Raw genomic sequence first — 22798 nt, 5'->3', positions numbered from 1 at the left:
GTGTTGATGACGAGGCAATACGGCAATAACACAACGTAAATGAAACGAAAAAGGGAGGATGAAATAATGAGAAAAGGAATGCGACAATTGGCGTCACTCGGTCTCATTGGAGCGCTTGTGCTTTCCAGTTGGGCTACACCTACGACGTCCATTGCCAATGATGGAAAAAAAGACTTTGTTCTCTATGAAAATCTTGATGAAGCTACCATTGAAGTGACGGATCATGTTCAGTTAACAGGGATGAACGTCTATTCAGATGGCCACTTTACACTTGCCGACCCTGAAGATGTTGAATGGACATCCACAAACAGAAATGTGGCAACTGTTGATGACACTGGCCGGGTTGAGTGGACGGGACAACCGGGTCGCACATACATTCGAGCAACGAATGGCAATTATTCAGATCGCATTGCCGTACACAATCGCCCTAACCAAGACGTCCCAGATGTGATTAAATGGTCCGGTGGTGAACGTCATGATCTCGTCTCCCACGCCATTAATAACATGACGATGGAAGAAAAAGTTGGGCAAATGCTCATGCCAGACTTTAGAAACTATGACGGAGCCAATGTCACAGAGATGCTTCCTGAAATTGAACAATTGGTACAAGAATACCACCTCGGTGGTGTGATTTTGTTTCGGGAAAACGTCGTGACCACGGAGCAAACCGCACGTCTCGTCGCTGATTATCAAGCGGCTTCTGACAAGTACGGACTGCTCATGACGATTGACCAAGAAGGCGGCATCGTTACTCGCCTCCAGTCAGGAACTGACATGCCAGGGAATATGGCGTTAGGTGCTGGACAAGATGTTGATACGACACGAGCCGTTGGACAAGCCATCGGGAATGAACTTGCTTCTTTAGGCGTGAACATGAACCTCGCTCCAACGTTAGATGTAAACAACAATCCAGACAACCCTGTGATTGGTGTTCGTTCATTTGGGGAAGACCCGAAGCTCGTGTCTGAACACGGCGTAGCATACATTGAGGGTGTGCAAAATGCCGGTGTCGGCGTTTCAGCAAAACACTTCCCTGGACATGGGGATACCGATGTGGACTCGCACCTTGGCCTTCCTTCGGTCCCTCATGATCGTGAACGCTTGTTTGACGTCGAACTGGCACCATTCCAAGCAGCGATTGACCACGGTGTTGATTCGATTATGACCGCACATATGACATTACCTGAAATTGATGATACGACGGTCATTTCCGAAAAAACGGGCGAAGAAATTACATTGCCAGCAACCCTCTCTTATGAAGTATTAACCGGTCTTATCCGAGAAGAAATGGGTTATGATGGCATTGTTTATACCGATGCACTGAACATGAATGCGATTGCTGATCATTTTGGTCCGGTTGATGCATCGATCCGAGCTATTCAAGCAGGCTCAGACATTGTGCTTATGCCTGTCGGCCTTAGCGATGTTGCGGAAGGGATCTATGAAGCAGTCAACGAAGGTGACATTAGCATCGAGCGCATTGAACAATCAGTGGAGCGCATTCTTACGTTAAAGCTTGAGCGTGGCATCATTAAAGAAGAAGCGCCAGCGCCTATTGAAGATGTTATTGAAAACGCTGAGCGTGTCGTTGGCTCTGTTGAACACCAAAAAGTTCAAAAACAAGCCGCGGAAAAAAGCATTACGGTTGTGAAAAATGATGACAACATTTTACCACTTCAACCTGAAAGCGACGAGCAAATCGCTGTTGTATCAAATAATTATCTCGAAGAACTCGAAGCTTCAATCTCCCCTCTTCACAACAACGTCGATTACATCGAGCTTGGTAGTGACGGGCTAACGGAAGAGAATTGGGAGACGATCAATTCAGCTGATTATGTAATTGCAGCGACCACTTCGGCAACAAATGCAGATCGTGATGCCAGTCACCCGCAAATTCAGATGGTGAATGAAATTCAAGAAAATGCTGATGCTTCGGTAATTGCACTTGGGGTCAGAAACCCATACGACATTATGGCTTATCCAAATGTAGATGCTTATGTTGCGCAGTACAGCTTTAGAGATGCTAGCTTTACAGCTTCGGCTAGGGCGATCTTTGGGCGATTGGGTCCGACAGGGAAACTGCCTGTTACGATACCGACAATTGATGGAGACGATGTCCTGTACGAAGCAGGTCACGGCCTTACGTATGATGAGGTTGAACAGCCTGAGGCTTTCCAACTTGGTGTTGACGCTTTACTTGACAACCTCGACGTTTTGGAAGATAAGCGTATCGGAATTGTGACGAACCCAACTGGTGTAACACAAGATTTAGACAACATCGTTGATGTTCTCGTTGCTGAAGAGGACTTAAACGTCACGTCATTGTACGGACCAGAACATGGGATTCGCGGCGATGCACAAGCGGGTGACTATGTTGAGTTTTATATCGATGAAGAAACTGGATTACCTGTGTATAGCTTGTACGGAGAAACACAAAAGCCAACACCGGAAATGCTCGAAGACGTTGATGTACTTCTCTTTGATATTCAAGATGTAGGCACTCGTTTCTATACGTATATTTATACGATGGCTTACCTTCTTGAAGCTGCACAAGAAAATGATAAAGAAGTGATTGTGCTCGATCGTCCGAATCCTATTAACGGCGTTGATGTTGAAGGACCGGTTCTTGAAGCACCACAATACACTTCTTTTATTGGGAATTATCCAATTCCAACACGCCACGGTATGACCGTCGGTGAACTTGCTCATTACTTCAATGATGAACATGACATCGGTGCCGACCTTACGGTGATGGAGATGGAGAATTACGATCGCAGCTTGTATTTTGATGAGACTGAGCTGCATTGGGTCATGCCATCCCCTAACATGCCAACTGTTGAAACAGCGGTCGTTTATCCAGCCACTGGTATCATTGAAGGAACAAATCTGTCTGAAGGCCGAGGCACGACAAAACCGTTCCAGTTGCTCGGCGCACCTTATGTGAACAGCACTGAACTTGCGGCAGAGCTTAACAGCTTAGGCTTAGACGGGGTACTTTTCAGAGCAGCATCATTCACACCGATGTTCTCTAAACATGCAGGCACTCTATCACACGGTGTTGAAGTCCACATTACAGATCGTGATGCATACGAATCCGTCACAACGGGTCTTCACATTGTGAAAACCATTCATGACCTGTACCCTGACAGCTATCAATTCCAACCAGAAGGTGGAGACGGCATCTCTTTCTTTGACCGCTTACTCGGCAATGGCTGGATCCGAGACGCCATCCAAGATGGCACCACCGTTGAAGAAATGGAAAACGCTTGGCAAGAAGACTTAGAAACGTTTAAAGATACTCGCGAATCGTACTTGATTTATTAGAATTCTATATAGAATGAACGTAACATTTTCCTAATTGCGCAGTTTATTGTTGCTTTCCACTGCAGGAGAATGCTTGTACTCCGGAGTACAAGTGCAACATCGGTGGTCAAAAGGCGACCACCGTGTTTTCTATGTACTCCAGAGCACATGGGCAACACCGGTGGCCAAAAGACGCCCAACGTGTTTTCTTGACACTCCAGAGCATAAGAGCAACACGGTTCACGTTTCTGGCCTGCTAGTCACGGTGTGGAAAGAAACCCAAATGCCCCATATATTCATTTACGTGACACTTGGGAAAGAAAAATCATCATTTTAAACGTGAATGCGCACATAAACGGAGTCAACGGTTACAAATCTAAATATATGTGACCGTTGAGGGCCGAAAGTGCACGGTTTAAAGGCCAAATTGTCACATAAGTGCTAGGAGATTACACGCTTGCGTCAGGTGGTGACCATCGGTTACGTCTTTTAACCATTCAGCAAGCGTCTTCCGTGTTTCCCACAACCCTTGCAGTAACGAACAACGATCGACATCGAAGTGAGATGAACTTCAACAGACGATCGGTAGGCGTTTGCCTGTAAAAACCGATTTCGGTCAACGGATTCAGTGAATTTCTTTGGTTTAACCTATATAGTAAATAAACAAAACGCTAAGGTGGGCATGACCCTCCTTAGCCGTTTTGTTGCATGTTGACCTACAAGCTCCCACGCATGAGCGCGGAATTACCTAGTATCTTTTACAAACGCTTCAACGCATCTGCAATGTCGTCAGTTCCAGAAATCATGTCGAAATCTTTGCCGATCGTTCCTTCATCTTTTAATGAGGCGAGAATCGTTTCGGCAACGTCTTCACGAGGAATTTCTCCACGCTCAACCTCTTTCGCCACTTTGATTTGACCATTGCCACGATCATTTGTCAGTCCACCTGGACGAATGACCGTGTAGTCTAGACCGCTACGCATTAACCATTCATCTGCATAGTGTTTGGCTGCACTGTAATACGGGGCTTTTGACATCCATTTGTTGCGATCATATACACCAATTGCACTAACGATAACGAATCGCTTCACACCTGCACGCTCTGCTGCCTCCATTGATTTGATCGCACCGTCCATGTCAATCATCATCGTCTTGTCAGCGCCAGTGTGCCCTCCAGAACCGGCGGCAAATACTACGGCATCTTTACCTTTAGCCGCTGCGGCTATGTCCTCCACCTGACCTTCAAGGTCTTGTAGCACCGTTTCAGCACCCATATCTTGAAATGCTTTTACTTGCTCTTCTTTTCGCACCATCGCTGTTGGCGTAAAGACGTCGTCGTTTACCATCTTCTCCACAGTTTGCTTTCCGATCTGTCCGTTTGCACCTACAATGAGTACTTTCATGTATGTGAACACTCCTTAATGTAATAATCATGTTCACTATGTAATGTACCCGCCCTTCTCTGTGGACAAACATGCGCTTAAAAGATGCTATTCTTCAACGCGAAAATCGCTAGCTGTGTTCGGTCTCTCAAATCCAATTTCGTGAGCAAATAACTAACGTTATTTTTGATTGTGCCAATACTTAGAAACATTTCTTCGGAAATTTCGCGATTGCTTTTCCCTTCTCCAATGAGCCTGAGTATCTCTACCTCTTTCGCACTTAACTGAGCTAGTTCTTTGGCGGGTACACGTGATGGTTCCCTTTCCAATAGTTTTGGCATCACAGAAGCCGCCACCTCACCATCAATGACGACCTGACCCGTTTGTGCTCCTTGAATGGCATCAATGAGCCGGTCTTCATTTGCATCTTTTAGGAGGTAACCAACGGCTCCATATTTGAGTGCTTCGATGGCGTACTCATCATCTGCAAACGTCGTCAACATGATAATTTTACTGCTCGGGTCTTGCTCTCGAATTCGTTTTGTCGCTTCCAAGCCCGTCATTTGAGGCATACGTATATCCATTAGCACAACATCAATTGATTGACTTTGGAATTGCTTGATCGCTTCAACACCAGTTGCCGCTTCGATGACGGTATAGTCGGAATGAGTTTCAATCATCATCCGAATCCCTTTCCTTACGAGCGTTTGGTCCTCTGCAATGAGAATCACGCCCATGCCCTCTCCTCCGCTTCTACATTTGGAATTGTAAAGCTTCCTTCAATCACAAAATGGTCGTCTTGATAGCCGCTTAAGAAGGTTCCACCAAGCGCCTCGAAACGTTCCCTCAATTGGCGCAAACCAAAACCTTCTGAAAACACCGAGTGATCTTTCGCACCGCTTTTCACACGCACTACATACCGACGAGCTCCTAACACTTCAAAGGTGATATCCACCTGTTTTGAATAAGCATGACGCATCGCATTCGTGAGCCCCTCTTGTACAAATCGATAAATAGTGACTGATTGCTCTTCGGTAAGCGGAACCGATAACACACCGCCTTTTGTCGTAAAAGAAATCTTCATGAGCGACTCTGCTTCTAGTTTTCGAATCAGCTGAATGATCATCCCTAATCCTTTTGGTTGATCACTCTTCAATTCGTGTACAGATGCGCGCATTTGCGATAGACTCTCTGAAGCTAACGCCGACGCTACTTGCACTTCTTCCGGTGCCTCATTGCGCAACTCCAGCATTTTTAATTGCATTAAAAGGGCTGTCAAATTATGGCCGACGGAGTCATGCATTTCACGGGCAATTCGCGCACGCTCGTCTTGCTTCACTGTGTCTTCAGCCTCAATCACTTGTCGTTTTTCCCGTCGGTATAAAACGAGCACATCTTGAAGCCCTTCCTCCTTTTCTCTTAGCTTTTTCGTATGTAACACGAGAAGCAAAAGCACGGTTGCATACAACCCATAAAACAGGAAATTTATGGAAGACAATAAAACCGGAATGGTTATGAATGACAAAAGAACCGCCATCGTTTTTACGGTTGCACCCGTGTGTAACGCATAGAACACTAGACCGGTGAAAGGCAATAGCCAGTACAGATCCGTTTCACCAGGAAGCCATTGCATGACAATGGCAGCGAGAAGGTGCACGAAAACAAATACACTTTTTGGCACAGGTAAATCCCATAAAATAAAGCTCGTCACCACCGCTGCACTTGCAAACCAAAACAGGGCGACGTCACGATTTGAGGCTGATTAAGGTAGATTGTTGCATAGATGAGAAGTGTAGCTACAAGCCGAATCCACATCATTTCACCACCTATGAAAAGAACTCATGCCTAAGATCGGCATGAGCAGTCTATTCACTTTTTTCTGGTTTCACTTTTTGTAAAATAAAGTACGGGCAATCAAAATTACAAAACTCATACAAATAATCATAAACGGTGCTTACTTTCGTATCGAATGTCGCTTTTTTGTGGCGGTCATGGAAGAAACCTCGTAGCCGTAGCTGTTCGTGCCCCCAATCTCCGACAATAAAATCATATTTGTTTAGAACTTCACTGTAACGATTCAAGAAAGCTTCTTCGTCCCAGCCTTCTCTCGATTGTTCAATCAGTTCGAAATGTTGTTGATGCGCTTGAATCAACGATTCTCACCTCGCTTATCCGCCAAGCTGCGTTTGGTTCTGGTACTTGGCCGCTTCTTTCCACACTTGAGCTTTATCCACTTGTTCATCGGCATGATATGATGAGCGAACGAGTGGACCTGCCTCACAGTGCTTGAACCCTTTTGTCATCGCCAGTTCCTTGAACTCGGCAAATTCGTCCGGAGTATAATATTTAATGACGGGCAAATGCTTTTTCGTCGGTTGTAAGTATTGACCAATCGTCATAATATCCACGTCATTGGCTCGTAAATCATCCATTACTTCTTCAATTTCCTCAGCGGTTTCCCCAAGACCGATCATTAGACTTGATTTTGTAGGGATGTCTGGATGCAGTTCTTTTGAATAGCGGAGAAATGTTAATGAACGGTCGTACTTCGCCCGGGCACGGACTTTCTTTGTCAACCTACGAACGGTCTCGATATTGTGATTTAAAATATTCGGCCGCGCTTCCATTAACGTTTTCAAATTCTCCTCCAGACCCATCATATCAGATGGAAGCACCTCAATGGTACAGAGAGGGTTTCTTCTTCTTACCGCCCGCACCGTTTCAGCGAATACGTTCGAGCCTCCGTCTTTCAGATCGTCACGAGCGACGGCTGTAATGACCACGTGCTTTAGACCCATCTGTTCTACAGAATCAGCGACACGCTCGGGCTCATCCCAATCCAGTTCGGTCGGGAGCCTGTTTTCACCGCACAAAAACGACAGCCTCTCGTACACGTATCCCCAAGTATCATAAATGTTGCGGTTTTTCTGACAGCCCAGCATTCATGAATATTCGGACAGCGCGCTTCCTCGCATACCGTATGTAATTTCTTCTCTCGCATCATTTTCTTTAATCCTGTATATGACTCGTTCGTGTTTAGTTTGATCTTTAACCAGTCTGGTTTACGAATGTGCTCTTCTTTTTTAGTCATCGTATCACACCCTTCTCCTGTAGTTTACCACGGCAATGCAACATGACCAAGATGTTGTTTTTCAGTATAAAAATGAGAAACTGTCCCATAGTAAAGAAAAGGATGAAATTAAAGTGAGAGGACGAATCGTCGGATGAAGAAAAAGACTGTATGTTTACTATTGGCTGTTTGCGTCTTTTTATTAAATACTATGCCTTCTGAAGCTGCCATTAGTGATCTTACTCAAGATGAGCGCGATATGGAACGGATGCAATTATACCGGGACATGGACACGATTACAGGTGTACCTTGGTATTGGCTTGCGGCTATTGACAGCTATGAAAGAGGGCTTAATGTTGCCCGTAATGATCGCAGCCCGAGCGAGTTTTGTTTCCATTTATTTCTCACCACGGGATTGGGTTGGCGCATTAAATCCGGATCTCGAAGATAAAAATGCGCTAAATATCGGAATCTTTGACGGGAGTGGACTGGATGGCAATGCAGATGGTGAAGCGGATCGGTTAAATGATCATGATGTACTCTATACGATGGCAAAGAAAATATCTACGTATGGATTTGATGATGAGAACATTCGCATTGCCCTTTGGGACCATTATCAACGTGACCAAGCTGTGCGCATCATTACCGGTCACGCGAACATTTATGCAAAGTATCAGACCGTCTCGTTACACGACAACGCCTTCCCTGTGCCCCTTCACTATAATTATAGTTATAAAAGCACGTGGGGAGCGAAACGTGGCTGGGGGGGTCGCCGCATTCATGAAGGGACTGATATCTTTGCTGGATATAGCACTCCCGTCCGCGCAACCACCTATGGCATTGTCGAGTTAAAAGGTTGGAACGAATACGGTGGCTGGCGCATCGGAATTCGCGATCTCGATAACGTGTATCATTATTACGCGCACCTTCACGGGTTTGCAGAAGATATTGAAGAAGGAACGATCGTTACCCCTGGTACCGTCATTGGTAGCGTCGGCAGCTCAGGATACGGAAAGCCGGGTACACAAGGAAAATTCCCTCCACACTTGCACTACGGCGTCTATCGGGATAACGGCATATCTGAATGGTCATTTGACCCGTACCCTAAATTGAGAATGTGGGAGCAAAAAGAACGACAAAAAAGCTAGCCTTCCGATATACTCGTAGTGAGACGAGTATAGGAGGCGATGCGCATGAAGGTATTACTCATCCGACACGGCAAAACCATTTTTAATACACAAGGCAAAGTCCAAGGTTGGTCAGACACACCTTTAACCGAGGCTGGACGAGCGGGTGCAATGACGCTAGGCAAGAATTTGGCAGGAGAAACGATCGACGGGTGGTATGCAAGTGATAGTGGCCGCGCTCGAGAAACGGCGTCCATCCTTCAAGCATATAGTAACCATGCTCACCTGCCGCTTCACGAACACGAAGGGTTACGAGAAGTGTATTTCGGTACGTTCGAAGGTGGATTTAATTCAGCAATGCTTGAATCACTAAAAGAGGGATTATCGCCGAAATTCAAAGACGTGCATATGATGTGGGACGTCCCCGTCCCAGACGTTGTTGATACGTTGTGTACAATTGATAACGGAGAAGCGGAGTCTTGGGATGTGTATGAAAAACGAGTGACCAAAGCAATGAAAAACGTGGTAAAACACGCAAAAGAAGAGAATTGCGAACAAATCGCCATCGTCTCACACGGTTTTACGATTCGTACGCTTATCCACGTATACGGCTACTCCGGTGAGGTCACCGACATTGAAAACTGCAGCATGACAGAGATTGACGCAAGTGGAGAGTCGTTCATTGTTAATAATGTGAATACACACAGATAAAAATTTAGTAATCTGGGATTGCAAATGAGTAGGCGACGTTTTTAGTCCTACGGTTGTTTCAGTCGACATAGCTGCAAAATGCCTCTAACGCATAAAAAACGGCCTAGCCTTTCTTTTACTGAAAAAGGCTAGCCGTTAGCGGTAGTTAACGCATTTCAAGCTTTCGTTTATCTTTAAACTTCTGTGTTTCTTTTACGACAACACCGGACAATAGAAGGATCGCGATTAAGTTCGGTATGGCCATGAGTCCGTTAAAGATATCTCCAAAGTTCCAGACGACGTTTAATGGCAACGTCGCACCAAAGAATACGGCTATCGTAAATACGAGACGGTACACATACGTTACGCGATCGCCAACAAGGTACTCTAAACATTTCTCACCGAAGTATGCCCATCCAATGATCGTAGAGAAAATAAAGAATAATAGGGTGATCGTAACGACGAGACTTCCTCCAGCTGGTAAGATCGCTTCAAATGAAGCCGCTGTTAATGCTGCACCATCTGAACCGGTCGTGTAAAGGTCGGCGATGACTAAAGCTAGACCGGTAATCGTACAAACAATGATCGTATCGATAAAAACTTGCGTCATTGAAATGAGTGCTTGCCTTGCAGGTACATCGGTTTTTGCTGCGGCAGCGGCAATTCCGCCCGTACCTAGACCGGCTTCGTTAGAGAATAAGCCGCGAGCGACACCCATTTGAATGACAGTCCCAATTGCCCCACCTGCCACGCATGGCCCGTAAAAGCATCATAAAAGATGAGTCCGAAAGCAGCAGGCACCTCAGTGATGTTAAAGCCGATCACAAAGAATCCTGCAACCACATAAAAAACAATCATGACCGGAACGATGACACCACTTACACGCCCGATACTTTTAATCCCGCCAATAATGACGAGACCAACGAGAACGGTTAGCGCAACACCTGTTACCCAAGTGGGTACATTAAATGTTGAATTCACAATATCAGCAGCCGTATTGGCTTGCGTCATGTTTCCGATTCCGAAAATGGCTGCGAACACCGCGAAGAATGCAAACAGCATCCCCATCCATTTCCACTTCTTTCCTAACCCATGCTCAATGTAGTACATCGGTCCACCAGCCATTTCACCGCGGTGGTTTTGACCTCTGTATTTCACACCAAGAATCGCTTCAGCATACTTCGTTGCCATCCCTACGAGCGCTGTGATCCACATCCAAAACACGGCACCTGGGCCCCCGACAACGACGGCAGTTGCCACGCCGGCCACGTTCCCTGTACCTACGGTGGCTGCAAGTGAGGTCATTAATGCTTGAAAGTGTGAAATGTCTCCTTTAGCATCTTTATCTAAGTTCTTTTTAAAAACGAGCTTCAGCGCATAGGGTAACTGCGCGAACGTGTAGAACATGAGGCGAAACGTAAGATAAACGCCTGTCCCTACAAGTAGAACAATGAGGGGTATTCCCCAAACAAAGTCAGCGATATCTCCACTTATTGTTTCTAACCAATCAATCATTGTCCCTCTCTCCTTACTCCATCAGAGTTTGTAAATTATGTAGAAACGGCACCACTAGGTGCCGTTTCTCTTGCTTATACGCCAATACCAAGAATGTTCAGTAGCAAGATAACAATGATCATAATTGGTGCAACAAAACGTAATAAGATAAGATACAGTTTCGCAAAGAACGGACTACGGAAGTCTGCTTCATCCAATGCATTGCGCTTCGTCCACCCCCAACCGACGAGTAGTACGACGATTAATCCACCAATTGGGAGGAAGTAACTATCCGTCACTGTATCTACGAAGTCTAGGAATGGGAGTCCAAAAATTTCAAACCCAGATAACGGTCCGCCTTGACTCAATGCAGACGGAATGCCGAATAGTGTAATGAGCCCTCCCATGATGAGCACTGCTTTTTGCCGACTAATTTTGAAACGTTCCATCGCCGCTGAGATGCTCACTTCTGCTAGTGAGATCGCTGACGTTAAGGCGGCAATAAATACTAAGAAGAAGAAAGCAATCGCAAAGAGGGTTCCAGCTCCTGCCATTTGATTAAATATTTCCGGCAACACCATAAAGACGAGTCCTGGACCAGAATCGGGCTCTGCTCCGATCGCATATACGATACCAAAGATGGCAACGGCTACGATAATTGCAAAGAGGGTGTCAAGAATAACGACGTTTCTCGCCGTCTTAGGTAAATCGGAACCGGTTTGCTTCGATAAATACCCACCGTACGTAATCATAATTCCCATCCCGAGAGAGAGTGTAAAGAATGATTGCCCAATAGCTGCAAGGTATAACCTTGGATCTGATAGCGCACTCCAATCCGGAACGAACAAGAAACGCATGCCTTCCATCGCTCCATCTAGCGTTACACTGTAGCCTGCTAGGATAATAAGAATCACTGCGAGTAACGGCATAAAGATCTTACTACTAAATTCAATGCCGCGCTTCACCCCGAAATAAAGTATCCCCATAATGATTACCATAACAACAATCAACCAGAAGATCGGCAACCATGTCGATCCAATGACTCCGGTAAAATAATCAGGTGCCCCGCCACTTTCTACTTGTTGAATCGAACCCGTTAAGTAGCCAAACATAAAGTGTAGTACCCAACCGGTAATTACGGCATAGAATGAAACGATAAGAAAAGATGTGGCGACGGCTAACCAACCACCAATCACCCACGGTTTTGATGGTGCCGTTTTACGATAAGACCCTACCGCATCCAACTGTCCTCTCTTCCCGATAGAAAATTCTGCAATAATAACTGGTAAACCGATAAGTGCAATACAAAGTAAGTAAACGAGAAGAAATGAACCGCCGCCGTACTCCCCAGTAATATATGGGAATCGCCAAATATTCCCCAAACCTACTGCTGAGCCGACCGCTGCGAGCATAAACCCAACTTTCGTACCCCAATGTTCACGTGCCAATATATAAACCCCCTTTTTGTAATATTATAGAAAATTATAAATTAAATTGCTGAAATGTGTCAAAATCTTTTTATAACTAATTGCTCACGTCGTTATTATTGCCTTCCTCTGTCGGCGTTTCAGGACCTTGCATTTCCACACTTTCCTCCTCCCCACTCGGCATAATGGCAGGCACTGGCATGCCTCCACCTTGCCCGTAATAATCAGGAACATCTCCAGGAACAAATACCATACCGACAGGCACCGAATACTGTACGTGATCTTCTTCCGTCCCAAACGGTATGACAACACGCACATCCATATCAATCGCTACGCTAATGCGTAACCACGTATTGTTAATCCCGACATTCTCAATCTGTTCTTCCATATCTGCATGAATTTCTCCAATAACAGAAAAACTCACAGGTACACGAGGGCCTAAGTTTGCGAGTAATGCATTTCCCGTCGCCATCCCTAACGGAATCGTATAAATCGCACCATCTTCTACATTTCCTACACCCGTATCTTCAAATTCTTCTTCCAACTCTCTAGGCATATCCCCTTGCGTAATACCGCGCTGCACTTCTTGCAAGTAATCTTGAACGACCATTGTTGCATCGGAAAGCACGCGGTTGTACACTTGTGCATTAAATGCGAGTGAAGAGATGTCTCCGTTTTCACTTCGTTCAATCAGAACAAGATCATCCATATCTTCTCCATCGGTCATCTCTTGAGATATTGCTTCTGTTACGGCGTGTTGCGCGATTCTTTTCGTCTCTACAACTGCGATGGACATGAGCGATGGACGAATATGCTGGTCAACGAAATACAACCCATGGATGGTCATCACGAGAAAAATAGCAAGAGAGATCAGAAATACGTAACGAAACGGGAGTGGTCCGCCTCTTTTTGACTTTTGTGGTTTCACTATTTTTGAGCGTTTCAGTGCCATACAAAAACCCCTCCTGCAACCATATATATGCAGAAGGGGACGGGTTCAAGCATGAAATTTTTCAGTTACGCGTTTCACTTTTATTCGATTCATCCTTCTCGGATTTCCGCTCATAATTAAGCGCTTTTGATGAATGATTAACTCGTAAATGCGATATTCAAAAAATAAGAATCCAAGGTGCTGGATGTGTGGCTCGCCGTTAGCTAAAACGGTTTGAATGACTTCGGTTGCACTCGCAAACCCTTCGTCATTCACTTTCTTTACTTGGTCAACCGCCCGCTCAATCTCCTCATCATATGCCGAAACTGGAACGGTTAATAATTGACCATTGTTCACGATTCGAAGCTCTCCTACCTGCCTTGAAAACGTCTTCCAAGCGAGTAAGTGGCCTTCGTTTTTTGCTACTGGCTCGGCGTTTTCCGCCAACTGGGACATGAGCGTTGTCTTAATATTTTTCACATCAGAACGATCATCAACCTTAAAAGGAACGGTGTACGTCTCATTGCGGGTGTCTTGCAACCAAGCGAGGATCAATTTCCGGGCCGTTTCCCCTCCAGCCTCCCGATTATGCCATACGTAGATCGGAACATGAGAAGGAATATCTTGAAGCTGCAGACGAAAACGATCATACAGATTTAGCCGTTCGTATTCACTCTCCCTAGGATGAATACCAAATCTCTCTACGAGCCATTCGTGACGGTTTTCAATGCCCTTCCATGTTTCTAACTGTGCAACCGGACCGTACTGCAGCTGGTCTGGAAACACTAGAACGGTTCGTTCACCTGCTAAGCCGATTTGTAATACACCAGCATCCCCCTCACTTGCTGAAATATGGACAGGGGCATCGGGCTTTGCCAACGTACCGTGTTGCTGTAACATGCGGTTTAACTCACACACGATTTTGTGTACGTCACGAGGTGCAAGACTTGCCCCACCAGATGCCACTGTTGCCTGCCGGTGATCAAATTGTTCCAACGATTGTCCTGGCACTCGCTCATACGCGTCCCAAGGAATCTCACGTGACGTTCCCTTGTCATCCATGAACTGAACAATCGTATAGTATGAACTTGTATCTTTCACTTCGAATACGTGCACATTGGAATCTGTGCCGTTTTTCATCATATATAAATAGGGGTAATTCGCATGAAACTTCACGTGTACGTTCACTCCTCATGTGTAAAGTGAAATCCTATCACGTCATCTTGTTCATTAAACGACACACTAATGAGTCGCTCCATATCTGTGACTGTTCCGTGAAAGTAAATGGTCTCATAGCCGTCTTCGAATTTCGTATTCACATAATCATATTGCAGCACATTTCCATAACGTTCGTTCGCTGTTTTCCACGCGTCTTCAATCAGTTCAGGAGAAATGTGCGCTTTTAAATCCACACTAATCTGCTCTGCTGCTTCTTTAAACTCCCCTGACTGCATACGGACAATAAACCGTTCAGCCTCTGAAAGATTGACACTGCCTTGCTCTTGGCAACCGGTCAGCAGTAAGCTTGTCACAATGCCAATCAATACCCAATGTTTCATCGTTCTCCTCCGTTCATGAACCTTACTCAGTTATTTACGGTTCACAAACAGCTCACGTTTCATCAGGAACAATAACTTGATTAATTACCGCTTCTTTATCGAGCTCAATTTCCCAATGACTAGATGTTAAGAAAGCAACATGCGTACTTTCAAAATCAAACAGTCCATTCCATTGCCCGTCACTACGAATCATTATTGAATTTTCTGACTATCCATAACGATGACCGGACCTGCATCCCAATCAATGCCATCCATGCCAACATTGATCGCAGTTGCATCTTCAAGTAACCCCAATCCATTGGCGCTTCCTTATCTTCTAATGCATTCCAATCTGCTTCATTAAGACCTGGCCAACCGATCAATCCTGTAATCGTTCGCTGCACCTCGTCATCTGTATGACCTGAGGCGAGGTTTATCCAAAGCAAAACTTCCCCGGCTAGTAGGGATGCTTCGTCGACAAGGTAATCCGCTTGGTCCTCTTGCATGTATGCAGACACTTGCATTCACATCGTTTCTACCTACTCATACTCGAGTTCAGGCAAGGGTTCAGAGTAGGGATTATCCTCATGGTCATGAAGCTCAATTTCGTATTCTTCCAGTGGCGCTAATTGTTGCTCGGCATCAGTACATGCGGAAACAAGCACGGCTAAACGAATCAGATAGAGTCCTTTCCATTTAGACACGGTTGCCCCCTTCATTTCCTAATGACTTGCTATCCTTTTCCCTCACCCTTTCCCCATAAAACCGCAAAAACTGCATCCAGAACAACAGGACGCAGTTTTGACGAGGCATTATTTTCGTTCATATTGTTTAAACGTATGAGCGTACCGATTTCGCTCATCAACCCGGCCTGCTTCTTCCCAAACAAGCTGCCAGTCTTCGTCTGTATACGCTGGGAAGTACCGGTCCACATCAAACCGTTCTTTTACTTCGGTAATGTATAACTTGTCCGCTCTTTGCATCGCCTGTTCATACACCGAGCTTCCTCCAAAGATAAAGACTTCGGAAACGCCTGTACAACGTTCAATGGCTTCATCTAACGAATGGACGACTTCCACACCGTCAGGGAAGTAATCTGTTCGACTCGTAATCACGATGTTTCGCCGCTCTGGTAACGGCTTGCCAATGGATGCAAATGTAGAACGCCCCATGATAAGCGGATGGCCGGTTGTCACCTTTTTCAAGTAGCGAAAATCCGCTGGCAGATGCCAAGGCATCTCGTTATCCTTACCGATGCCTCGGTTCAAGTCGTGAGCGGCAATCATTGAAATCTTCATCCCCACCATCCTTATACCGCAATCGGCGCTCGAATCGCCGGGTGCGCTTCGTAATCTTTGAGCTTAATATCTTCTATGTCAAAATCAAACACCGAGCTTTCTAACGCTCGCGCTGACATTGTAAGTTCAGGCAAGGGGTACATGTCCCTTTCAAGCTGTTCCTTCGCTTGCTCGATGTGATTGTTGTATAGATGAGCGTCACCAATCGTATGCACGAACTCACCAACATCCAATCCGCACTCTTTTGCGATTAAATGCGTAAGCAAAGCGTAGCTCGCGATGTTAAACGGCACACCGAGAAAAATGTCTGCAGAGCGTTGGTACAATTGACACGACAACTTTCCATTCGCCACGTAAAACTGGAACATCGTATGACACGGCGGCAACGCCATCGTCGGTACATCTTCAGGATTCCACGCGGATACAATGAGTCGCCTTGAATCCGGATTCGTTCTAATCATACGGATCACATCAGCAATCTGATCGATTGTCTCACCAGCACTTGTTTTCCACGCTCGCCATTGTTTCCCATAAATGTCGCCGAGTTCTCCATATTTTGTCGCAAACTGATCATCAGTGAGTACTTTTTGTTTGAAAGCCTCCATCTCTTGCTTGTACACATGTTGAAACTGCTCGTCTTTCGTTGCCCGAAGAGCGAAGTTGGCCATATCCGGTCCCGTGTAATCCTTGCTCTGTACGTAGCGCTCAAATGCCCATTCATTCCAAATGTTATTGTTATGCTTCAATAAGTATTGAATGTTCGTCATCCCTTTTAGGAACCAAAGCAGCTCACTTTTAATGAGTTTGAAAGGCAGCTTCTTTGTTGTGAGCATCGGAAATCCGTCACTCAAGTCGAAGCGCATTTGTCTACCAAACACTGAAAGCGTTCCGGTGCCTGTCCGATCAGACTTCTCGTCTCCATGCGCCAATACGTCGCGGAGCAAATCCAAGTATTGTTGTTCACTCTGACTCATGTCAATTCTCTCCTCTTTACGCGCACCTACTCTTGGCAAGCAGGTGCGCCATAAATTACTTCATTTTTAGCAACGCTTCTCTACCGGTCATTCCTTCATGAATGCCGAGTTTTTCCGCAGCAATGGTAATGGATTCTAATGGTGCATCTAAAAGTTGCTCAATGGAGCGAACGCCCACTGCACGTCCTGCAACGATCTCACGATCCGCAAGCTTTTCATTTAGAAGTCCAACATCAAGAGCTCCACACATGATATAGCCTACATCATTAGTAACTGCCATAAAGTTAGTTTTTGGAAGCTTCATAGACACTGCCTGAAACCATACACCGTCAATTTCAACGGGTCTCATTTCCATCATAACGATCCCACCTGTCACATTTAATCTCCATATTGTATGATCTTAGCCAAAGGTCGTTCGGGCCATGTTCATTGTTCATTTGTCTTTGATGTGAATGCCCACGCAATCACATCACGTAATAGTTCTGGCATAAAGTACTGTTTATTCGTGCTTGCTGCTACTTCTGGATAAAGTGTGCCAAACGTGAGCATGTCCGGAACCGCTACGTTATATTCAAGCTCTGGCACAATCCGCTCACCTTGTTTCGTAATGTGCGTCACGTTATACCCATTCACGTCATCAAACTCATACCCGACTTCCATCCCAGCAAACACCATAACACCTAACTGAATTCCTCGAAAACCGTACCCTTTAAGGGGCAAGTGAACCATCCGCTCGGTAAATGACCGGTGAACGGCTTCAATCAACTGCTGTCCGCTTAGCGTTACGACCGCTGGATTGATCGGATGAGGGCAAATGTGGTGAAGATCTCTACGTGTCATTGACCCTTCCCTGAGTGAGGCGAGTAACAAACCACTGTGCATCATCGCCATATCCACACCGCACCACTCACGCAAATGCTCAACGACGAAGGAGGAAAACGCAGACGGGTGCGTCCACGAAATCTCAAGCCGTTCATCTGACGTTCCAATCTCTTCGGCTAAGATCTCTAAAGTTTCCGCTTGTAAGCGTGTATACGTCTGTAATGCTTTGTGAGAGTCTGCAGCCGTTGCTGTAATCGGAATTAATGAGCCGGACGTACGGACGAGTTGCTTGTTCGAAAAGGAAAGCTCCACCTTGCCAACATCGGTTCCGAGCTTACCGGTTTGTGTAATTAACGTACCATTCATCGTTGGCGCAGGGTCGAGTCGATGATGCGTGTGTGCGCCGAGAATGACATCCACATCAAAGTCTTCCGCAATCTGTTCGTCCATAAAAAAACCGAGGTGAGAAAGTACGATAATCGTATCGGCTTGCTTTTGTAGCTTCGGTAATTCACGTTCTAGATTGGCAAGAGGATGTTCAATTGACCATCCGAGCTTTTCATAAAACGGATAAAATGCAGCCGTCAAACCGATAAACCCTAACCGCACTCCGTTATTTAACGTGTGAACTTGCGTTGGCTCTGCCCAGCTTGGTCGTTTGCCATCTTGGTCATAGAGATTGCTCAAAATCACTTTGAACTTGGCTTGCTGGTACAATCGGTCCAAGCCTTCCTTTGAGAAGGTAATGCCTTCGTTGTTGCCAATCGTCGCATATTGAATTGGAGAATCGTTCAAAAGCTCAACGTTTCCCCTTCCCGACGTCGCTTCTGTCACAGGATGCACTCGGTCGGCATGGTCACCGAGATCAAAAAACAGTGCCTGCTCCCGGTTAGAACTGTGGTACTGCTTTTGATGCTCTAAGTAGTGGACGATTTTTGGCCACTGGCTCAGGTGGCTATGCAAATCATTCGTATGATATAGATAGATGGTTTCCATCTGCTCACCGCTCTTCTTCAAAAAGGGACAGCTGTTTCGGGGCAAGCCCTTCGTAAGTTATTCCAGCCATGTCGAGAAACGTTCTGGCATTCCCCGCCGCATGACCTCCAGAATTGTTATTCCAAATCACGTACACATCGGTTGACGCCTCGTGCAGCTCTTCTACACGCGTCAACCATTCTTGAATTTCTTTTTCGTTGTAATCATATAAGTATCGGACCTTGCGCCAGTCTGCACCAGCAGTTTCTTTTCGCCAGCCCGCTTTATTTCTTCCATGGAGTCTTACGAGGGTCTTTTCTTTATGCGTTGCTACCGGAACGATCGGAATCGAACCTTCCCCTGCTTGTGGCTCATCACAGACCGAATGAATGTAGTCATGTTCATGTAGAAAAGCCAATGTCTGTTCCCTAAATTGGTCCGAATACCAACTTTGGTGACGAAATTCAATTGCTACTGGTACATCCGAAAGCATCTCTCGTACATTCCTGAGCTTCATTACATGTTCCTTCGTGCAATCAAACCATGGAGGAAACTGGCATAAAATCATCGCCAACTTGCCCGATTCAATGAGAGGATTTAGTGAAGTGCGAAAAGCCTCAAACATTGTTAACTCATCTGGAAATGGCGGCTTTTCCATTAATTGGCCCGTCATGCAGCATAAGCCTTCACGACGAAACGAAAATTATCGGGGGTATCACGGATCCACTTCTCCCAAACGGCTTCTGACTGAACCGCATAATACGTACTATCTACCTCTACCGTCGGAAAAAAGCTGCTGTACGTTCCTAACTTATCAGTGCCTCGGACTCCGTTCGTATACAAATCATAATGATCTCCCCAGCCTGTTAAACCTGTATAGATCATCCGTTATCCCTCGCATTCGTGCAACTCTTTCTTTACGTTTATTTTATCACGTTTCGAGCTTCTACATCACCTATTGAAGACGAGAAGCACCGGTGAATTTGTGAATGAAATATCTTCCTTATTTGTGTCGGAGTATGCAGATACGAAAGCATCTCCATCTCATATCGTAACAACGATGTTCTATAATGCGAAGTTGTGTTTTTAGCCGTAACACTAGACAATAAAATGAGTTCCCTTGTCTGTTAATGACCTACAATATCCTTGCTACGTTATAGCCTTTATTTTCTAATAGCGTGGGAATACTCGGTTCGAGAATCACATGAAAAGAACCAACAAACACAAAGTATCTCTTGTCTAGACCTGATCGTAGAACTTGATCAAGCTTCTCTGACATTTCTAGATTGCGTCGATCATTGATCCCCTCAAAATATTCTTTATTAATTCCATCGTTCTCGAAGTTGTTTCGAGTATTTATGAAAGAACGAGCATCTCTCTTTAACCAATTGTGAGCACTTTGCTCCGTTTCTTTTGGTAAATTACTGAAATTCCTTACTGTCCTTTTTAATGCTTGTATTTGTGTTTCTAAAGTAAAGCTGCTAAAAATTTCACTCTGCACACCTTCACTTTCAAGAGGTACAATTTCTTTGCCCATCTTCTCTGCTCGATTCAACAGATACAGATCAACGCTTTTTTCTGCATCAACATTACTTTCTTTAGTAGCAAGGTCTAATAGAATTAAGTCCATTAACCAAGGCTGGAACATATGAAAATCTTTACTGTCCATTTCATATTTAAGCAACAGTACAGATAATTCATGATATACACGTTCAGACAATACTTGATCAAGCGTATTTCCGTCTTTAAACATGGCAAGCTTCATAAGCGCTTCTTGGTCCATAGACTTTTCATTCGCGTATATTTCTGGCATAACAATGTCCGCATTATTAAAAGCTTCTTCGACAATTGGGTCCAGAGGATAGAAATCGTTCGTCCCTAAATGAATGGTCCCGAACAAAAACAGGCTTGTTTCACCATTGTTCACTTCCCATAAAAAACCACCAGTACCTTCCACTGACCTTTGATGATCATTTCGCATAGTATTTCCCCCTAATGAATGAAATAGAAACGAACTGTCCATGCGTTTAAGTATCGCAGAGCATTACCATTATATCAGTTCTATATTATCGCTTTGCATCCTTCGAGATTAAATCATAGCCATAAGTCGAGTAAATAAACCGCTATTTAGTATATATTGTTATATATAATCGCCAGACTGAGTAGAACGTCTACGAACGCGTCTCTTCACCCTTTCCTTGTTTGTTCAACAATTGCAATAGAAAAGTTTCAGAAAATCACTTGCTTTTGCTCAAAAGAAAACCAGTCTCATTATAAATTGTATAGAGCCAAAAAAAACCAACGAAGCACAAAACGCTTCGTTGGTTCTCTAATCGTTATTAACCGATTGAACCTTCCATTTCGAAACGGATAAGACGGTTCATTTCAACCGCATACTCCATTGGAAGTTCTTTCGTAAATGGCTCGATGAAGCCCATGACGATCATTTCTGTAGCTTCTTCTTCGTTCAAGCCACGGCTCATCAAGTAGAAAAGTTGCTCTTCGGATACTTTTGAGACCGTTGCTTCGTGCTCAAGCATGATGTCATCGTTGTAGATCTCGTTGTAAGGAATCGTGTCAGACGTTGACTCGTTATCCATGATCAACGTGTCACACTCAATCTTCGACTTTGATCCTTGAGATTTACGTCCGAAGTGAGAGATTCCTCGGTAAGAAACTTTACCACCTTGCTTCGAAATCGACTTCGAAACAATCGTAGAAGAACAGTTTGGTGCTAGGTGATACGCTTTTGCACCCGCATCTTGGTGTTGGCCTTTACCTGCGATCGCAATGGAAAGGACATTTCCACGTGCACCTTCACCTGTCATGATAATGGAAGGATATTTCATCGTCAGTTTTGAACCGATGTTACCGTCAACCCATTCCATTGTTGCACCAGCGCCAGCTGTCGCACGCTTTGTAACGAGGTTGTAGATGTTTGGCGCCCAGTTTTGAATCGTCGTGTAACGGCAGTATGCGTCTTTCTTCACGATGATCTCAACGACTGCACTGTGAAGTGAGTTCGTAGAATAAACAGGAGCTGTACAACCTTCGACATAGTGAACGGAGCTACCTTCATCAGCGATGATGAGCGTACGCTCAAATTGTCCCATGTTCTCAGAGTTAATACGGAAATACGCTTGAAGTGGTGACTCCGCTTTAACGCCTTTTGGCATGTAAATGAATGATCCACCAGACCAAACCGCAGAGTTCAACGCTGAAAACTTGTTGTCACTTGGAGGAATAACCGTCGCGAAATGCTCACGGAAAATATCTTCGTTTTCTTTCAAAGCAGTATCCGTATCCTTGAAAATAATTCCTTGTTCTTCAAGGTCTTCTTGCATATTATGATAAACCACTTCTGATTCGTACTGTGCTGACACACCAGCAAGGTACTTTTGCTCAGCTTCAGGAATACCAAGCTTATCAAACGTGTTCTTGATTTCTTCTGGCACTTCATCCCAAGACTTCTCTGAACGCTCAGATGGCTTTACGTAATACGTAATATCATCAAAATCGAGCTCAGAAAGGTCGCCGCCCCATTGTGGCATTGGCATCTTGTAAAATTGCTCCAATGATTTCAGACGGAAATCAAGCATCCACTCCGGTTCCTCTTTAATTTGCGAGATTTCCCGGACAACGTTTTCAGTTAGACCACGTTCAGAACGAAAGATTGACACGTCTTTGTCATGGAACCCATATTGGTATTCACCAATCTCAGGCATTTTCTTAGCCATTTAAATGACCTCCTTATAATGTCATCACTC

At 45.0% G+C, this 22798-nt stretch carries 20 protein-coding genes and 4 pseudogenes; 4 read left to right on the top strand and 20 right to left on the bottom strand.

Features of this window, described 5'->3' with window-relative positions; all coding sequences use genetic code 11:
- Positions 1 to 39: 39 nt before the first annotated feature.
- Both JCM19039_RS27515 and JCM19039_RS28175 read left to right on the top strand, forming a co-directional pair.
- Positions 40 to 1500: pseudogene (locus JCM19039_RS27515) on the top strand (glycoside hydrolase family 3 N-terminal domain-containing protein); the annotation flags it as partial.
- Complete coding sequence (locus tag JCM19039_RS28175) at positions 1492 to 3324, top strand: exo-beta-N-acetylmuramidase NamZ domain-containing protein (RefSeq protein WP_373976003.1); 1833 nt, start codon at positions 1492 to 1494, stop codon at positions 3322 to 3324. The pseudogene JCM19039_RS27515 and the gene JCM19039_RS28175, both read left to right, overlap by 9 nt.
- 737 nt (positions 3325 to 4061) lie before the next feature.
- Here the strand turns inward: JCM19039_RS28175 and JCM19039_RS17730 are convergent.
- The 5 genes and pseudogenes from JCM19039_RS17730 to lipA all read right to left on the bottom strand — a co-directional run bounded on the left by JCM19039_RS17730 (position 4062) and on the right by lipA (position 7776).
- Positions 4062 to 4706, bottom strand: coding sequence for an SDR family oxidoreductase (locus JCM19039_RS17730; RefSeq protein ID WP_042401254.1), 645 nt, complete (start codon positions 4704 to 4706; stop codon positions 4062 to 4064).
- Positions 4707 to 4783: 77 nt separating this feature from the next.
- Positions 4784 to 5422, bottom strand: coding sequence for a response regulator transcription factor (locus JCM19039_RS17725; protein ID WP_042429683.1), 639 nt, complete (start codon positions 5420 to 5422; stop codon positions 4784 to 4786).
- Positions 5413 to 6396, bottom strand: a complete 984-nt coding sequence (locus tag JCM19039_RS17720; protein ID WP_052398911.1) for a sensor histidine kinase — start codon at positions 6394 to 6396, stop codon at positions 5413 to 5415. The genes JCM19039_RS17725 and JCM19039_RS17720 overlap by 10 nt, the downstream gene beginning before the upstream one ends.
- A 154-nt stretch (positions 6397 to 6550) precedes the next feature.
- Positions 6551 to 6838 carry a YutD family protein gene (locus JCM19039_RS17715; protein WP_042429682.1) on the bottom strand — a complete coding sequence of 96 codons (288 nt, stop codon included), beginning with the start codon at positions 6836 to 6838 and terminating at the stop codon, positions 6551 to 6553.
- A gap of 15 nt (positions 6839 to 6853) precedes the next feature.
- Positions 6854 to 7776 (bottom strand): annotated as a pseudogene (gene lipA / locus JCM19039_RS17710) (lipoyl synthase).
- 344 nt (positions 7777 to 8120) lie between these two features.
- Between lipA and JCM19039_RS17705 the strand changes: the two are divergent.
- Entirely contained in the window at positions 8121 to 8903 is a 783-nt protein-coding gene (locus tag JCM19039_RS17705) for a M23 family metallopeptidase (RefSeq protein ID WP_307190291.1), read from the top strand.
- A gap of 45 nt (positions 8904 to 8948) precedes the next feature.
- Positions 8949 to 9593: a histidine phosphatase family protein gene (locus JCM19039_RS17700; protein WP_042429680.1), complete on the top strand. Its 645-nt coding sequence runs from the start codon at positions 8949 to 8951 to the stop codon at positions 9591 to 9593.
- A 145-nt stretch (positions 9594 to 9738) separates the two neighbouring features.
- On the opposite strand, the pseudogene JCM19039_RS17695 reads toward JCM19039_RS17700, so the two are convergent.
- The 15 genes and pseudogenes from JCM19039_RS17695 to sufB all read right to left on the bottom strand — a co-directional run bounded on the left by JCM19039_RS17695 (position 9739) and on the right by sufB (position 22768).
- A pseudogene (locus JCM19039_RS17695) lies at positions 9739 to 11087 on the bottom strand (alanine/glycine:cation symporter family protein).
- Positions 11088 to 11161: 74 nt separating this feature from the next.
- Positions 11162 to 12514 carry a sodium-dependent transporter gene (locus tag JCM19039_RS17690; protein WP_081834594.1) on the bottom strand — a complete coding sequence of 451 codons (1353 nt, stop codon included), beginning with the start codon at positions 12512 to 12514 and terminating at the stop codon, positions 11162 to 11164.
- Positions 12515 to 12590: 76 nt separating this feature from the next.
- On the bottom strand, positions 12591 to 13445 hold the full coding sequence (yunB, locus tag JCM19039_RS17685) for a sporulation protein YunB (RefSeq protein ID WP_052398910.1): 855 nt from the start codon (positions 13443 to 13445) through the stop codon (positions 12591 to 12593).
- Between the two features lie 45 nt (positions 13446 to 13490).
- Positions 13491 to 14600, bottom strand: a complete 1110-nt coding sequence (locus JCM19039_RS17680; protein ID WP_042429679.1) for a DUF1835 domain-containing protein — start codon at positions 14598 to 14600, stop codon at positions 13491 to 13493.
- Positions 14601 to 14608: 8 nt separating this feature from the next.
- On the bottom strand, positions 14609 to 14983 hold the full coding sequence (locus tag JCM19039_RS17675) for a DUF3887 domain-containing protein (RefSeq protein WP_042429677.1): 375 nt from the start codon (positions 14981 to 14983) through the stop codon (positions 14609 to 14611).
- A gap of 52 nt (positions 14984 to 15035) precedes the next feature.
- Positions 15036 to 15176, bottom strand: coding sequence for a hypothetical protein (locus JCM19039_RS24575; RefSeq protein ID WP_193744281.1), 141 nt, complete (start codon positions 15174 to 15176; stop codon positions 15036 to 15038).
- Positions 15166 to 15468 (bottom strand): hypothetical protein, encoded by a 303-nt coding sequence (locus JCM19039_RS17670; RefSeq protein WP_152550261.1) that lies wholly within the window; start codon positions 15466 to 15468, stop codon positions 15166 to 15168. The genes JCM19039_RS24575 and JCM19039_RS17670 overlap by 11 nt, the downstream gene beginning before the upstream one ends.
- 33 nt (positions 15469 to 15501) lie before the next feature.
- Complete coding sequence (locus JCM19039_RS24570; protein ID WP_193744280.1) at positions 15502 to 15666, bottom strand: hypothetical protein; 165 nt, start codon at positions 15664 to 15666, stop codon at positions 15502 to 15504.
- Positions 15667 to 15774: 108 nt separating this feature from the next.
- Positions 15775 to 16260 carry a dihydrofolate reductase gene (locus JCM19039_RS17665; RefSeq protein ID WP_042429671.1) on the bottom strand — a complete coding sequence of 162 codons (486 nt, stop codon included), beginning with the start codon at positions 16258 to 16260 and terminating at the stop codon, positions 15775 to 15777.
- Between the two features lie 11 nt (positions 16261 to 16271).
- Entirely contained in the window at positions 16272 to 17234 is a 963-nt protein-coding gene (locus tag JCM19039_RS17660; protein WP_042429668.1) for a thymidylate synthase, read from the bottom strand.
- Positions 17235 to 17289: 55 nt separating this feature from the next.
- Positions 17290 to 17592 (bottom strand): YunC family protein, encoded by a 303-nt coding sequence (locus tag JCM19039_RS17655; RefSeq protein WP_042401315.1) that lies wholly within the window; start codon positions 17590 to 17592, stop codon positions 17290 to 17292.
- A 68-nt stretch (positions 17593 to 17660) separates the two neighbouring features.
- Positions 17661 to 19073, bottom strand: a complete 1413-nt coding sequence (locus tag JCM19039_RS17650; RefSeq protein WP_152550260.1) for a bifunctional UDP-sugar hydrolase/5'-nucleotidase — start codon at positions 19071 to 19073, stop codon at positions 17661 to 17663.
- Positions 19057 to 19916, bottom strand: a pseudogene (locus tag JCM19039_RS17645) (DUF72 domain-containing protein). The gene JCM19039_RS17650 and the pseudogene JCM19039_RS17645 overlap by 17 nt, the downstream one beginning before the upstream one ends.
- Before the next feature lie 250 nt (positions 19917 to 20166).
- A complete protein-coding gene (locus JCM19039_RS17640; protein ID WP_052398909.1) occupies positions 20167 to 21012 on the bottom strand; it encodes a TraB/GumN family protein in 846 nt (281 codons plus the stop codon).
- Positions 21013 to 21370: 358 nt separating this feature from the next.
- Positions 21371 to 22768, bottom strand: coding sequence for a Fe-S cluster assembly protein SufB (sufB, locus tag JCM19039_RS17635; protein ID WP_042401224.1), 1398 nt, complete (start codon positions 22766 to 22768; stop codon positions 21371 to 21373).
- Positions 22769 to 22798: the final 30 nt, after the last annotated feature.

The organism is Geomicrobium sp. JCM 19039, from assembly GCF_000698145.1.
Classification (GTDB): domain Bacteria; phylum Bacillota; class Bacilli; order Bacillales; family Marinococcaceae; genus Geomicrobium_A.
The sequence above is the reverse complement of the archived record's forward strand: the minus strand, read 5'-3'. Positions and strand labels throughout refer to the sequence as shown.

Excerpts from the sequence above, each read along its gene's own strand:
- JCM19039_RS17730 (WP_042401254.1), bottom strand. The coding sequence starts at position 4,706 with ATGAAAGTACTCATTGTAGGTGCAAACGGACAGATCGGAAAGCAAACT.
- JCM19039_RS17725 (WP_042429683.1), bottom strand. The coding sequence starts at position 5,422 with ATGGGCGTGATTCTCATTGCAGAGGACCAAACGCTCGTAAGGAAAGGG.
- JCM19039_RS17705 (WP_307190291.1), top strand. The coding sequence starts at position 8,121 with ATGATCGCAGCCCGAGCGAGTTTTGTTTCCATTTATTTCTCACCACGG.
- JCM19039_RS17700 (WP_042429680.1), top strand. The coding sequence starts at position 8,949 with ATGAAGGTATTACTCATCCGACACGGCAAAACCATTTTTAATACACAA.
- yunB (WP_052398910.1), bottom strand. The coding sequence starts at position 13,445 with ATGGCACTGAAACGCTCAAAAATAGTGAAACCACAAAAGTCAAAAAGA.
- JCM19039_RS17675 (WP_042429677.1), bottom strand. The coding sequence starts at position 14,983 with ATGAAACATTGGGTATTGATTGGCATTGTGACAAGCTTACTGCTGACC.
- JCM19039_RS24575 (WP_193744281.1), bottom strand. The coding sequence starts at position 15,176 with ATGATTCGTAGTGACGGGCAATGGAATGGACTGTTTGATTTTGAAAGT.
- JCM19039_RS17670 (WP_152550261.1), bottom strand. The coding sequence starts at position 15,468 with ATGCAAGAGGACCAAGCGGATTACCTTGTCGACGAAGCATCCCTACTA.
- JCM19039_RS17665 (WP_042429671.1), bottom strand. The coding sequence starts at position 16,260 with ATGAAGATTTCAATGATTGCCGCTCACGACTTGAACCGAGGCATCGGT.
- JCM19039_RS17660 (WP_042429668.1), bottom strand. The coding sequence starts at position 17,234 with ATGAGTCAGAGTGAACAACAATACTTGGATTTGCTCCGCGACGTATTG.
- JCM19039_RS17655 (WP_042401315.1), bottom strand. The coding sequence starts at position 17,592 with ATGATGGAAATGAGACCCGTTGAAATTGACGGTGTATGGTTTCAGGCA.
- JCM19039_RS17640 (WP_052398909.1), bottom strand. The coding sequence starts at position 21,012 with ATGCGAAATGATCATCAAAGGTCAGTGGAAGGTACTGGTGGTTTTTTA.
- sufB (WP_042401224.1), bottom strand. The coding sequence starts at position 22,768 with ATGGCTAAGAAAATGCCTGAGATTGGTGAATACCAATATGGGTTCCAT.